Genomic DNA, 13630 nt, shown 5'->3' on the forward strand with positions numbered 1-13630 from the left:
CCACCGATCCATCCTCGACTTCCGCCTAGGAGATGACCTGCTGTGCCACCTTCCCAGGGATCGGCGCATCCGTTCCGGCTGCTCGGCGTCTACGCCGCGCTGCTGGCCGTGATCTACGCGCTGGTGTTCTTCACCGGTGACCATTCCCCCACGCCCAAGCTCGGCATCGACCTGCAGGGCGGTACCCGCGTCACCTTGACCGCGCGCACCCCCGACGGCAGCCAGCCCAGCCAGGACAGCCTGAAGAAGGCCCAGGAGATCATCGAGAACCGCGTCAACGGTCTCGGCGTCTCCGGCTCCGAAGTGGTCATCGACGGCGACAACCTCGTCATCACGGTGCCCGGCGAGGACGGCCAGCAGGCCCGTGCGCTGGCCACCACGGCCAAGCTCTACATCCGGCCGGTGCTGGCCGCCACCCAGCCGCAGGCGGGCGGCACCACGCCGCAGACGCCGGCGCCCGGTGAAACCCCGGCCACCGAGACACCCGCGCCTGGTGAAACCCCGGCCTCCGAGACGCCGGCGCCCGGCGAGACTCCCGCCGAGACTCCGGCGCCCACCGCCGACCCGAACGCCCCGGCGGCGGGCGAGCCGACCACCCCGGCCCCGCAGTCGCGGGTGTTCCCGGCCCAGGCACCCACGCCGACGCCCGCGCCCGGTGCCCCCAGCGCCGCCGAGCAGCAGGCCAAGGAGATCGCCGACGCCAAGGCGCTGCGCCAGAGCACCGATCAGGCCACCCAGCAGCTCGCCATGGCGAGCATGGACTGCACCGTGCCCGACCCGCTGGCCGGCAACGACGACCCGGCCCTGCCGCTGGTCACCTGCTCGCAGGACGGCACCGAGGTGTTCCTGCTCGGCCCCAGCCGCATCGACGGCCAGGAGATCGCCGACGCCACCTCCGGCCTGAACTCCCAGCAGGCCCGCCACGAGGTGAACCTGGAATTCCGGTCCGCCGGCGCCGACGCGTGGGCGGACCTGACCGGCGAGTACGTGTACAAGCGGGTGGCCTTCGTGCTCGACTCGCAGGTGGTCAGCGCGCCGCAGGTGCAGCAGGGCCCGCAGCTGGGCGGCCGCACCTCGATCTCGGGCAGCTTCACCGCCGACAGCGCCGCCGAGCTGGCCAACACGCTCAAGTACGGTTCGCTGCCGCTGTCGTTCCAGACCTCCGAGGCCGAGACGGTCTCGGCGACGCTGGGCCTGTCCTCGCTCAAGGCCGGTCTGCTGGCCGGCGCGGTCGGCCTGATCGCGGTGCTGCTGTACTGCCTGTTCGTCTACCGGATGCTCGGCCTGCTGGCCGGGTTCTCGCTGATCGCGGCCGGTGTCGCCGTCTACGGCATCATCGTGCTGCTCGGGCGCTGGATCGGGTTCACCCTCGACCTGGCCGGGATCGCCGGTCTGATCATCGGTATCGGCCTGACCGCCGACTCGTTCGTGGTGTTCTTCGAACGCATCAAGGACGAGATGCGCGAGGGCCGCAGCTTCCGCTCGGCCGTGCCGCGCGGCTGGGCCCGCGCCCAGCGCACCAACCTCTCCGGTAAGACGGTCAGCCTGATCGCCTCGGTCGTGCTGTACCTGCTCGCCGCAGGCCAGGTGAAGGGCTTCGCCTTCACCCTCGGTGTCACCACCGTCCTCGACGTGATCGTGCTCTACCTGGTCACCGCCCCGCTGATGATGCTCGCCGCGCGCTCGCCGTTCTGGGCCAAGCCGTCGGTGAACGGGCTGGGGTCGATGCAGCAGATCGCCAGGGAGCGCGGCGCCGGGCAGTCCCGGCCGAAGGAGATGTCTCGATGAGCAACGACAAGCCCACCGACGAGTCGGTGTTCCTGGACAAGGCCGAGCCCACCCAGGGCCCGAAGCACGGTTTCTTCGAACGTCTCTACACCGGTACCGGTGGCTTCCCGATCGTCAGCAAGCGCAAGTTCTTCTACGGGGTGGCGGCAGTGCTGCTGCTGATCTCGGCGCTCAGCATCGGGCTGCGCGGATTCACCCTCGGTATCGACTTCGCCGGTGGCTCGCGTATCCAGGTGCCCGCCGCCGATGTCACCACCCAGCAGGTGGAGGACACCTACGCCGCCGCCCTGGGCCACGGCCCGGTCTCGGTGCAGCAGGTCGGCTCCGGTGACTCGGCCACCATCCAGGTGCGCTCGGAGACCCTGGACCGCGACCAGACCGCGCAGGTGCAGGAATCGCTGCGCACGCTGCTCACCCAGGAATCCGGCACCGAGGTCAGCGTCGACGCGATCAGCATCGCCGAGATCAGCGAGACCTGGGGCGGTCAGATCACCCAGAAGGCGCTGATCGCGCTGGTGGTGTTCGTGCTGCTGACGATGATCTACATCGCCATCCGCTTCGAACGCGACATGTCGATCGCGGCGATCGTGTCGCTGTTCTTCAACCTGATCGTCACCGCCGGCATCTACTCGCTGGTCGGGTTCGAGGTGACCCCGGCCGCGGTGATCGGTCTGCTCACGATCCTCGGTTACGTGCTCTACGACAACGTGGTCGTCTTCGACAAGGTCGAGGAGAACACCCGCGGCGTCCTGCACCTGAACAAACGCACCTACGCCGAACAGGCCAACCTGGCCGCCAACCAGACCCTGATGCGCTCGATCAGCACCACCGTCATCGGCATCCTGCCGATCATCGGCATGCTGGTGATCGCGGTGTGGCTGCTCGGCGTCGGCACCCTCAAGGACCTGGCGCTGGTGCAGCTGGTCGGCATGATCGTCGGCGCCTACTCGTCGATCTTCCTGGCCGTGCCGGTGCTGGTGTCGATCAAGGAACGCTGGGGCCCGGTGGCCGCGCACACCAAGAAGGTGCTCGCCAAGCGCGCCGCCGGTGACACCCGGGTACCGGTGTCCGCCGGTGCGCCGCGTGGTCCACGACCGGTCGACGCGGGCGCGCCCCGGCCGGGTGCGCGCCCGAGCGGAAAGCGGCAGAGAAGGCACTGACGGCGACAGCAGGGGGTCTCACCATGCGACGCAGCACGATTCGACTGATCGCCACGGTGGCCACGGCGGCGGTGGCCACCGGTGTCGTGGCCGGATGTTCGAGCAAGAACCAGGTGCCCTCCATCGGGTACGCCGTGGACGCGACGATCGCCAGTTACAACGGCGGCAGCACGCTCGGCGCGACCAGCGGCGCCACGGCCGTGTTCGGTCGGGTGCTCACCGGGTTCTTCTACACCGGACCCGATGGCCAGCAGGTAGCCGACACCGACGCGGGCACGGCCAAGGAGGTGCCCGGCGAGACCCAGACGGTGCAGTACCGGCTCAATCCGGACGGGGTGTACTCCGACGGGGTGAGCACCTCCTGCGACGATCTGGTGCTGGCCTGGTCGGCGCGCTCGGGCCGGTTCACCCGGCCCGGTGACAACGGCCAGGTGCCGCTGTTCGACGCGGCGAGCACCGCAGGCTACGAGGACATCGAACGGGTCGACTGCCAGCCCGGATCCAAGGACGCCACCGTGGTGTTCCGGCCCGGCAAGCACTACCTGCCCTGGCGCACCCTGTTCACCGCAGGCGAGCTGATGCCCGCGCACGTGGTGGCCCAGGCCGTTGGCGTGCCGAACGTGGTGGACGCGCTGCGGACCGGTGACGGCGCCGTGGTCGGCCGGATCGCCGACTTCTGGAACGCGGGCTGGACCATGGCGCCCGGTGCGCTGGATCTGGCGAAGTTCCCGTCCTCGGGGCCCTACCGGATCGAATCCTTCGGCGCGCAGGACGGTTTGGTGCTCGTCGCCAACGAGAAATGGTGGGGCGCTGCCCCGAAGACCAGCCGGATCGTGGTGTGGCCAAGGGGCACCGACTACGCGGCCAAGGCGAAGGAGAACGCGCTGGGCGTCGTCGACGTGGGCGCGGGCTCGGTCGCGGAGCTCGACCTCGACGGATTCGACACGCGGACCGTCCCCGGACGCGGTGCCGAACAGCTGATCCTCGCCAGCGGGGGAGTGTTCGGGCCCGCGGAGGTGCGCCGCGCGTTCGCGCAGTGCGTGCCGCGCCAGGCGCTGTTCGACACCCTGGGCAAGCCGGCCGAACCGGTCGAACACGGCCTCGGTGCCGGACCGCTGAACACCCATGTCGTGCAGCAGGATTCGCTGTACTACGCCGCGGTGGCCGGTGCCGCCGACCAGTACCGGGGCGCCGACATCCCCGCCGCCACCGCCACACTGGCCTCCGCGGGTGCCGCCCAGCCGACCGTGCGGATCGGTTACCGGACCCCGGACGCGCGCCGGGCGCAGACCGTGGCGATGATCGCCGAGTCCTGCCGGGGCGCGGGGATCACCGTGGTCGACGCGGGCGCACCGGATTTCACGCCGCGCAAGCTCGCCGAGGGCGCGGTCGACGCCGTGCTCGCCGGGCCGGGCGGGGCGCCGGGACCGGCCGGATCCACGACGAACGTCGCCGCGTTCGCGGCGTTGCGGGCCGGTAGCGGGCTCGATGTCGGCGGCTTCGCGAACGGTCGCTACGATGCCATCACCGATCAGCTTGCGGGCGAGGCCAACTCGGCCGTGACGCTGGATCTGCTCACCGAGGCCGAGAATCTGCTGTGGGCGCAGCTGCCGAGCATTCCGTTGTTCGCCACGCCGCGCACCATCGCCTTCGGCAACGGCATGCAGAACGGGATCGCCGGGCCGACACAGGCCGGTACCGGGTGGAACATGGATCGCTGGGTGTTGCAGCGGTGAGTGGACGTGATGGAGAGGTGTCGATGAGCAAGCACGCGGTGGTCGAGTCCGACGACCAGGTGGTCGCGCGGACGGAGAAGGCCGCCGACGCGGTGGCCCGGCTGACCCGCTGGCACGACGACTTCCCCACCCCGGGTGTGCGTTTCGCCGACCTCACGCCCGTGTTCGCCGATGCGGAGGGCTTCCGCGCCGTCATCGACTGCTTCGCCGCCGTCGCCCCCGATGCCGATCTCGTCGCCGGTGTCGACGCGCGCGGTTTCCTGCTCGGCGCCGGTGTCGCCGCGACCCTGGGCACCGGTGTGCTCGCCATCCGCAAGGGCGGCAAACTGCCGCCGCCGGTGGTCTCGCGCGAGTACCAGCTCGAATACGGTTCCGCCGCACTGGAAATCCCCGCGAACGGGGTCGACCTCGCCGGCAAGCGGATCCTGCTGCTCGACGACGTGCTGGCCACCGGCGGCACCCTGGCCGCGGCGGCCGCGCTGTTCCAGGCGGTCGGCGCCGAGGTGGTCGCGGCCGCCGTCGTGATGGAACTGGAGTTCCTGAAGGGCCGCGAGCACCAGGGCCACTACCCGGTGACCTCGATCGTCAAGCTGTAGTGGCGGGGCGCCACATCGGCCACAGCTTCGGCCCGCCCGGGATCTGGATCTCGCCGGTCACGGTGAAGCCGAAGCGCTCGTAGTACCCGATGTTGTCGGGATTGCTGGATTCGAGATAGGCGGGGCTGCCCACGGCGTCGACCCGGTCGAGGCGTGAGCGCAGCAGCGCCTGTCCGTGGCCGCCGCCGCGCGCCTGGGGTGTCGTGCCGATCATCGACAGATACCAGTGCGGCTCGGTCGGGTGGTGCTGCTTCATCAGGTCGCTGAGCTCACCGCCCGCGCGGGACCGCCGCCCGAACGCGCGGATCAGGCTCGGGGCCAGCCGCAGATCGGTTCCAGGCGAGGTCTGCCAGCGGTCCGGCGGTGCCCACAGGGCCGCCCCTGCGGCGGTGCCGTCCGGGTCGGCCGCCAGCTCGGCGCCGCCGAGTGGCACGTACACGTGCCGCGCGACGGCGGCGAAGAAGCGCGGGATACCCGCAGCCCGGCGGCGCGGGTCGGGCAGCAGCCAGCACGTCACCGGGTCGTCCTGGAACGCGGCGGCGAGGGTCGCGGCGACCGCTCGCACATCCGCTCGCGTGGCCTCGCGCACTGTGCCTGCCATTGTCGGCCTCCGTTGTCGTGGGCATTCGACGGCACCGAAAACGCCGGTCGTGGCGTGGATTCGCGGGTGCGCCGGGGTGTCGAACAGTCCCGGACGACTGTACCGGCACCGTGTGAACGCCCTCACCCTCGCGGAAAAGGGGGTGGCGCGTGCTGGCTCGCGGTGTTATCAATGAAAGGTCTTGTTCCCGACGATCGGAGTCGTGCGTTGATTTCTTGAGGTAGCGCTTCGGACGGTCCGCATTCCGCGCACCGTGTATCCGCCGCACCTCGAGGGGATCCGCATGGGCACTCTTTCTTTTTCCGATCTCACATTTCACTGGCCGGACGGCACCGTCGTGTTCGACGGTCTCGACGCCACCCTCGGCCCCGGGCAGATCGGCCTGGTCGGCGCCAACGGTGCCGGGAAATCCACGCTGCTGCGCCTGATCAGCGGTGAGCTCACGCCGCTGCGCGGGTCGGTCACGGTGCCGGGCAGTCTCGGCTATCTGCGTCAGGACCTGGGCATGCAGACCGGGCACCGGGTCGACGCGGTCCTCGGCATCGCCGAGGTACGGGCCGCGCTGGGGCGCATCGAGCGCGGCGCGGGCACCCCCGCGGACTTCGACATCGTCGGCACCGGCTGGCAGGTCGAGGAGGAGGCGGTGGCGCTGCTCGGCAAGCTCGGGCTCGACTATGTCGCCGGGTCGGTCGCCGACTTGGACCGCACCGTCGAGACCCTCTCCGGGGGCGAGACGGTGCTGCTCGGACTCGTCGCCGAACTGCTGCGCGAACCCGATGTGCTGTTGCTCGACGAGCCGACCAACAATCTCGACACGGCCGCGCGCGAGCGCCTCTACGCGGTGATCCGGCAGTTCGCCGGCACCGTGATCGTGGTCAGCCACGACCGGGAACTCCTGGAACGGATGGACGGCACCGCCGAACTGCGCGCGGGTGAGATCCGGTGTTTCGGTGGGGCTTTCAGCGAGTACGAGCGGATCATCGCGCAGGAACAGGAGGCCGCCAGGGCCGCGGTGCGCGATGCGCGCAGCGATGTGCGCAAGCAGGCGCGCGAGCTGGTCGACGCCCGGACCAAACTGGATCGCCGGGCCCGGTTCGCGCAGAAACAGCAGGACAACAAGCGGGTGCCGAAGATCGTCGCCGGCCTGCGCAAGAACGCCGCCGAGGTCTCGGCGGGCAAATTGCGCAACTCCCATCTGGAGAAGCTGGACTCCGCGCGCGAAACCCTCGACCATGCCGCGGAACTGGTGCGCGCGGACCGGGAGATCCGGGTGGACCTGCCCGGCACCCGGCTGTATCCGGGGCAGGAGGTGATCGAGCTCGAGCAGGTGCGCCTGGCCAACGGACCGGTGGTCGACCTGCGGGTCAGCGGACCCGAACGGATCGCGCTGACCGGGCGCAACGGGGCGGGCAAGACCACTCTGCTGCGCCGGATCATCGAGGAGGGGCCGAAGGTGGCGTGGCGGTTGCTGCCGCAGCGGCTGGATGTGTTCGACGAGGAGCGCACGGTCTTCGAGAACGTGGCCGCGGCGGCCCCGCACGCGAGTGTCGAGCAGATCCGCGCGCAGCTGGCGCGCTTCCTGTTCCGCGGCACCGATGCCGACCGCGCGGCCGCGGCCCTGTCCGGCGGGGAGCGGTTGCGGGCCGCGCTGGCGACGCTGCTGCTCGCCGAGCCTGCGCCCAAACTGCTCATGCTCGACGAACCGACCAACAATCTCGACCTGCCCAGCCTGGCCCATCTGACCCAGGCGCTGGCCGGATTCGAGGGCGCGCTGCTGGTGGTCAGCCACGACGCGCGGTTCCTGGACGACATCGGGGTCACCCGCACGCTCGAGCTGACATCCGACGGTCTGGTCGAATAGCCGGCGCAACAGCACGGTGGCCCGGCATCGGAAATGGTGCCGGGCCACCGCCGTTCGGGCGGCAGCCCTTGACGTCGTGAGTTATGGTCGTCTAGACTAAAACAAGCGAACGAGAGGGAGTGGTTCACATGGGGTACGGACACTGGAATGACACCGCGTACCGGGCGGGTAAGACGTACCGGGCCCGTCAGGGCCTGGACGACTTCGGCTACACGGCCGAGATGCGCGCCGAGCCGTACGAGACGTGGTGCGCGCACCCGCTGCTCGATCCGTTCGGGGTGACGGCGCGCGAATGCCGGGATTCGGCCGAGCACGGGAACTCGCTGCCGGTGGCGGTGCTGTTCGACGTCACCGGGTCGATGGGCAAGGTGCCGCGGATCATGCAGGACAAGCTCGGCAAACTGCACGGGCTGCTGAAGAACAAGGGCTACGCCGAGGACCCGCAGCTGCTGTTCGGGGCGATCGGCGACGCCGACACCGACCGGGTGCCGTTGCAGGTCGGGCAGTTCGAATCCGACAACCGGATGGACGAACAGCTGCGCGCCATTCTGCTGGAAGGCGGCGGTGGCGGCCAGAAGTCCGAAAGCTACGAGCTGGCCGCCTATTTCATGGCCCAGCACGTCGCGACCGACGCGTGGGACAAGCGCGGCAAGCGCGGCTATCTGTTCCTGATCGGCGACGAGCTGAACAAGCCGCGCCTGGCCGCCCGCCACATCCGCGCGGTCGTCGGGGACCACGTGCGCCGCGATGTCTCGGTCGAGTCGATCTACCGCGAGCTCGAGCAGCGCTGGCACGTGTACTACATCCTGCCGAACCAGTCTTCGTACTACCGGGATCCGGAGATCGCCGAGCACTGGCGGGCCCTGTTGGGGCAGAACTTCCTGAAGCTCGACGACCCGGCCGCGGTCTGCGAACTGATCGCGCTGACCATCGGGCTGGGGGAGGACCGGGTCGACCTCGACACCGGCCTGGCCGATCTGCGCGATATCGGTTCGGTGGACGAAGCCGACGCGGTGAGCCGGGCGCTGGGCTCGAACCCGGTACGGACGGTCCGGGCACTGCCGCCCGGCAAGTGAACGACGAGAAGGAAAGGGGCACAGCGGTGTTCGGTGGGCAGCATCTGGTCGTCGTCGACCTGGGATTCGGCGACGCGGGCAAGGGCGCGACGGTCGACTGGCTGTGCGCACCGGAAGCCGGTCTCGAGGTGGCGGCGGTCGTGCGGTTCAACGGCGGTGCGCAGGCCGCACACAATGTCGTCGCCGACGGCCGCCACCACACCTTCGCCCAGTTCGGGGCGGGCACCTTCCACGGCGTGCCGACCCTGCTCTCCCAGCACATGCTGGTGGAGCCGATCGCGCTCGCCGCCGAAGCCGAACAGCTGGCCGCCCTCGGCGTGCGCGACCCACTCGGCCTGCTCGCGGTCGACGGTCGCGCCCTGCTGACCACCCCGATCCACATCGCGGCCAACCGTGCGCGCGAGGACGCGAGGGGTTCCTCGCGGCACGGTTCCTGCGGGCGTGGCATCGGCGAAACCGCCTGGTACGCACTCGAACACGACGCGCCGACGGTCGCTGACTGCCGGACACCTGCGGTGCTGCGCGCCAAACTGGACCGTCTCGCCGCGCACTACGACACCCTGGTCGGGCCGAGCGCGCACGGCTACGAAGCCGTCGACGACCTGGTGGCGATGTACGGCGACTTCGCCCGGGCGGTCCGCGTCACCGACGACGGGGCGCTCGCGCAGTTCGCGGCGCGCGGCAGGCTGGTCTTCGAAGGCGCGCAGGGGGTGCTGCTCGACGAATGGCGTGGCCTGCACCCGCACACCACCTGGTCGACGGTGGAACCACGCAACGCCCGCGCCATGATCGCCGGGATCGGCGGCACCGCCACCGTGCTGGGCGTCACCCGCACCTACATGACCCGTCACGGCGCGGGCCCGTTGCCGACCGAGGCGCCACTGGGAAACCCGGAGCCGCACAACGGCACCGGCCCCTATCAGGGTGCGTTCCGGCAGGGTCACCTCGACCCGATCCTGCTGCGCTACGCCGTCGAGGTCTGCGGCGGGGTCGACGGGCTGGTCGTCAACCATCTCGACGTGCCCGGAACACTGTGTGCCGCAGGGGCATACGCGACCGGATCGGGTCATATCACCGAGCTGATCCCGGGTCGGTGGCGTGATCTCGAGCACCAGCGGCGGCTCACCGACCGGCTGGCGACGGTGACACCGATCCTCGAACCGATCGCCGGTGACCCCGCGGATCTGCTCGCCGGACGACTGGGTGTGCCGGTCGTCTTGACCGGCCACGGACCCGATCGGCGGGACCGGATCGTGCGCCGACCAGTGGTCGGCCCGGATACGGCGGGTGCCGCGCGCCGGGTCGTCACGACGGGCGCGCGGCCCGCATGAGCGGCACCGGGCAGCCGGTCCACACTCGGGGACGGCGCGGTGGTGGTCCACGTATCGAAGGCCCGCCCTGTCGGTCCGCGGAAACGGAGGTTCCCATCAGCGGCGCGCGTGCGGCAGGATGGCACGACGTGGAGCAATCCGTCGTATCGATCGATGTCGTCACGTTGCGGTGCTGGGAAACCGACAGCGCGGTGCGCATCGGAATCGCCGAGCGCGAGTTCGAGCCGTTCACCGGCGAACTCGCGCTGCCCGGCGTGCTGCTGGGCCGCGGCGAGCGGCTGGCCGAGGCCGCCCGGCGCGCGGTGCGCACCAAACTCGGGGTGCCCGCCGAGGCGATCGGGGCGGTCGGCCAGCTGGTCACCTTCGACGAACCACACCGCGATCCGCGCGGACCGACGCTGTCGATCGCCATGTGGGCGGTCGTCGCCGAGCACACCGGCCCCGCCGACTGGGTCGAGTTCGACGCGGTCCCCCCGCTGGCCTTCGACCACAACCGGATCGTCGAGACCACCCGCGGCCTGCTCGCCGGCCTGCTGTGGAAGGACCTCACCCTGACCAGGGCACTGGCCGGCGCGGAATTCCCCGCCACCCGCGCCGTCGACCTCAGCACCTCACTCCACGGCACCCGCCCCGACCCCGCCAATCTCAATCGCACCCTCGCCGCGATCCCCGGCCTGGAACGCACCGGCGAACGACGCCGGGTGAAGGCCACCGGCCGTCCCGCAGTCGTGTGGGCCTTCGGCGAAACGGAGCACTAGCACGGCCACCGAGCCGCCGACCTCCCACGCCGGGTGTAGGCCACGGCCGACCTGCCGTCGCCTGGGTCTTCGGCGAGACGGAGCACCAGCACGGCCACCGATCCGCGCCGACCTGCTCCGTGGGCTAGACCGCGTCGACGGGCAGTTCGTAGATCGCGCAGGTCCGGCGCAGCACCGGATACGAGACATTGCGCACGGGAACTCCGCCGACGGTCTGCCCGTGCTCGGTGCCCGCGTGGGCATGGCCGTGCAGCGCGAGGTCGGCGCGACCGGCGTCGATCGCCTCGCCCAGCGCCTGACACCCCAGTCCCGGGTAGATGGACGGTCGCTCGCCGACGAGTGTGTCGACGACGGGGGAGAAGTGCGTGACGGCGATCCGGGTGGCGCAGTCCAGCTCGTCGAGGGCCGTGCGCAGGCGGGCCGCGTCGATCGGGCCGCGGCGCATCCTGGCCCGGTGCTCGGCCGACCCGGTGTCTGGATCACCAGGATGACCGGCGAAGCCACCGGCACCGCCCATCACTCCCGCGATCCCGATCCGGTGCCCGCGGATCGTCAGCGTCGTCGAATCACCGTCCAGGACAACGACTCCGGTCTCGGTGAGCCGCCGCGTGACGAACTCGCCGCGATTCTCGTCATGGTCGTGATTGCCCAGCACAGCGACCACCGGCACCGGCAGATCGGCGAGTTCGGCGCACAGCAGCTCGGTGGCGGCCCGGGTACCGCCCTCGGTGAGATCCCCGGCCAGGATCAACAGGTCGGCCTGCCCGTCGAGTGCCAGGAGATCAGGCCGGAACCGCCCGGCGACGGCGGGCCGCAGGTGCAGGTCGGCGGTGGCGGCCAGCCGGATCGGCGCGATGTTCCCCACCGGCCAAGGAGGCCACAGCGGAGGGTGGCTGTCAATCCGATTCCGAGGCCACCCCAGGGGTTGGGAGTGCCCACCCCGAGGGTTCGGCGGGTGGCCCCTGAGGGCACTTCCGACGGGTGGTCGAGGAGCGCAGAGTGATAGCTACGCCATCGACCCCCGAAGGAACTCCTCTATGCAGTCCAGCTACGTGCAGCATGTCAGGCAGCAGTTCACCCGGTACGCGGACACCCGTTCTTACACCTACCTGCGGGAATCCGGACGGGACCTGGTCGAGGAGGTCGTCACCTACCGTGAGCTCGACCGGTCGGCCCGGGCATTTGCCCAGTGGTTGTCCGGGCGGCCCGAGGCGGCCCAGCCGGTGGTACTGCTCTACCTCGACGGGATGGCCTTCCTGCGGGCCTTCCTCGGCTGCCTGTACGCCGGTGTCGTCGCCGTTCCCGCGCCGCTGCCGCACGAGGAGCGGGCCGCGGCACGGGTGAACGGCGTGATCGCCGACTCCGGCGCCCAGCTCGTGCTCACCACCGGCGACTTCGCCGCGCTCGTCGCCGCGCACACCACAGCCACCGTCGTCGCGACCGATCGGCCGCTCGGCGACGCCGACGCCTGGGAGCTGCCCGACCTCGATCCTGGCACGATCGCGTTCCTGCAATACACCTCGGGATCGACCGGCACACCCAAGGGCGTCGTCGTCACCCACCGCAACCTGCTGCACAACGAGGCGGCCATCGCCCAGCGCGGGATCAGCGCGGACTCGACCGCCGTCAGCTGGATTCCGCAGTTCCACGACATGGGCCTGATCGGCATGCTGCTCGGCGCCGCCTACGCCGGCGCGAACCTGGTGTTCATGGCGCCGACGACCTTCATCAAACGACCGGTGCGCTGGCTCCAAGCCATCGACCGGTACCGGGCGACCTGCACCGCGGCCCCGAACTTCGCCTACGACCTGATCCTGCGCCGGGTCAGCGACGAGCAACTCGCCGAGCTGGACCTGAGCAGCCTCGAGGCCGCGCTGAGCGGCGCCGAGCCGGTGCGGGCAACGACCGTGGCGGCGGTGCTGGCACGATTCGCTTCCGCCGGGCTGCGTCCGACAGCTTTCATGCCCGCCTACGGACTGGCCGAGGTGACCCTGCTGGCCAGCGCCGCCACGATGGGCGCGGCACCGGTGTACTACGACCGGCCGGGCGATGCCCCGCTGGTTGGCTGCGGTCGCGCGGCCGAGGGCCTCGAGATCCGCATCGTCGACCCGGCCACCCGCACGGCACTGCCCGACGGCGCCACCGGTGAGATCTGGGTGCGCGGGGACAGCGTCGCGGCCGGCTACTGGAACCGGCCCGCCGAGACCCGCGAGGTCTTCGACGCCCACCTCGGCACCGAGGGCCCGTTCCTGCGGACCGGCGACCTCGGCCTGCTGCGCGACGGCGAACTGTTCGTCGCGGGCCGGCTCAAGGACCTGCTGATCGTCAACGGCCGCAACATCCATCCCAGCGATGTCGAGGCACTCGTGCAGGACCTGCATCCCGCGCTGGCGGGCAACGCGGGCGCGGCGGTCGCGGTCGACGTGGGCGGCCGGGAACGACTGGTGCTCATGCAGGGCGTGCGACCGCACCTGCTCGGCGACACCACGATGGCCGAGCTGACCGCCACGATCAAGATCGCGGTGGCCCGCGGATTCGAGGTGCCCGCACCGAATGTCGTGCTCGTCGCCGCCCGCTCCGCCCGCGCGGTGCACCGCACCACCAGCGGCAAGGTCCAGCGCGGGTCGATGCGCGAGGCGTTCCTCGCCGATCGCCTCGAGCGGGTGCTGCACGAGGATCTGGAACCGGCGCTGAGCCGGTCGCTGACCGTCTGACCGTCCACA

The 13630-nt window shown here is 70.7% G+C and carries 11 protein-coding genes; 9 read left to right on the forward strand and 2 right to left on the reverse strand.

Annotated elements, in window-relative coordinates; genetic code table 11:
- The first annotated feature begins 42 nt into the window (after nucleotides 1-42).
- Genes secD through ACFXK0_RS16135 form a run of 4 tightly spaced genes read left to right on the forward strand, consistent with a single transcriptional unit; the run spans nucleotide 43 to nucleotide 5280 of the window.
- The gene (gene secD, locus ACFXK0_RS16120) at nucleotides 43-1788 is read left to right on the forward strand and encodes a protein translocase subunit SecD (protein ID WP_379411054.1); all 1746 of its coding nucleotides are present in this window, start codon (nucleotides 43-45) and stop codon (nucleotides 1786-1788) included.
- Nucleotides 1785-2948, forward strand: a complete 1164-nt coding sequence (gene secF / locus ACFXK0_RS16125) for a protein translocase subunit SecF (protein ID WP_379411055.1) — start codon at nucleotides 1785-1787, stop codon at nucleotides 2946-2948. Before secD ends, secF begins: the two co-directional genes overlap by 4 nt.
- A 23-nt stretch (nucleotides 2949-2971) precedes the next feature.
- The gene (locus ACFXK0_RS16130) at nucleotides 2972-4684 is read left to right on the forward strand and encodes an ABC transporter substrate-binding protein (protein ID WP_379411056.1); all 1713 of its coding nucleotides are present in this window, start codon (nucleotides 2972-2974) and stop codon (nucleotides 4682-4684) included.
- Nucleotides 4685-4707: 23 nt separating this feature from the next.
- A complete protein-coding gene (locus ACFXK0_RS16135) occupies nucleotides 4708-5280 on the forward strand; it encodes an adenine phosphoribosyltransferase (protein WP_379411057.1) in 573 nt (190 codons plus the stop codon).
- On the opposite strand, the gene ACFXK0_RS16140 is transcribed toward ACFXK0_RS16135, so the two are convergent.
- Nucleotides 5270-5881: a GNAT family N-acetyltransferase gene (locus ACFXK0_RS16140; RefSeq protein WP_379411058.1), complete on the reverse strand. Its 612-nt coding sequence runs from the start codon at nucleotides 5879-5881 to the stop codon at nucleotides 5270-5272. The genes ACFXK0_RS16135 and ACFXK0_RS16140 overlap by 11 nt on opposite strands.
- A 283-nt stretch (nucleotides 5882-6164) precedes the next feature.
- On the opposite strand from ACFXK0_RS16140, the gene ACFXK0_RS16145 reads away from it, so the two are divergent.
- The 4 genes from ACFXK0_RS16145 to ACFXK0_RS16160 all read left to right on the forward strand — a co-directional run bounded on the left by ACFXK0_RS16145 (nucleotide 6165) and on the right by ACFXK0_RS16160 (nucleotide 10907).
- Nucleotides 6165-7742 (forward strand): ABC-F family ATP-binding cassette domain-containing protein, encoded by a 1578-nt coding sequence (locus ACFXK0_RS16145; RefSeq protein WP_379411059.1) that lies wholly within the window; start codon nucleotides 6165-6167, stop codon nucleotides 7740-7742.
- A 128-nt stretch (nucleotides 7743-7870) separates the two neighbouring features.
- Complete coding sequence (locus tag ACFXK0_RS16150; protein WP_379411060.1) at nucleotides 7871-8818, forward strand: hypothetical protein; 948 nt, start codon at nucleotides 7871-7873, stop codon at nucleotides 8816-8818.
- Nucleotides 8815-10149 (forward strand): adenylosuccinate synthetase, encoded by a 1335-nt coding sequence (locus ACFXK0_RS16155; RefSeq protein WP_379411061.1) that lies wholly within the window; start codon nucleotides 8815-8817, stop codon nucleotides 10147-10149. The genes ACFXK0_RS16150 and ACFXK0_RS16155 overlap by 4 nt, the downstream gene beginning before the upstream one ends.
- A gap of 128 nt (nucleotides 10150-10277) precedes the next feature.
- Nucleotides 10278-10907 carry an NUDIX domain-containing protein gene (locus ACFXK0_RS16160; protein ID WP_379411062.1) on the forward strand — a complete coding sequence of 210 codons (630 nt, stop codon included), beginning with the start codon at nucleotides 10278-10280 and terminating at the stop codon, nucleotides 10905-10907.
- A 124-nt stretch (nucleotides 10908-11031) separates the two neighbouring features.
- Here the strand turns inward: ACFXK0_RS16160 and ACFXK0_RS16165 are convergent, their stop codons facing one another.
- On the reverse strand, nucleotides 11032-11772 hold the full coding sequence (locus ACFXK0_RS16165) for a metallophosphoesterase (RefSeq protein ID WP_379411063.1): 741 nt from the start codon (nucleotides 11770-11772) through the stop codon (nucleotides 11032-11034).
- Between the two features lie 172 nt (nucleotides 11773-11944).
- Here ACFXK0_RS16165 and ACFXK0_RS16170 point away from each other — a divergent pair, with 172 nt between their 5' ends.
- The gene (locus tag ACFXK0_RS16170; protein WP_379411064.1) at nucleotides 11945-13621 is read left to right on the forward strand and encodes a fatty acyl-AMP ligase; all 1677 of its coding nucleotides are present in this window, start codon (nucleotides 11945-11947) and stop codon (nucleotides 13619-13621) included.
- The last annotated feature ends 9 nt before the right edge of the window (nucleotides 13622-13630 follow it).

Origin of the sequence: Nocardia sp. NPDC059177 (assembly GCF_042755165.1) — a bacterium.
In the GTDB taxonomy this organism is placed as follows: domain Bacteria; phylum Actinomycetota; class Actinomycetes; order Mycobacteriales; family Mycobacteriaceae; genus Nocardia.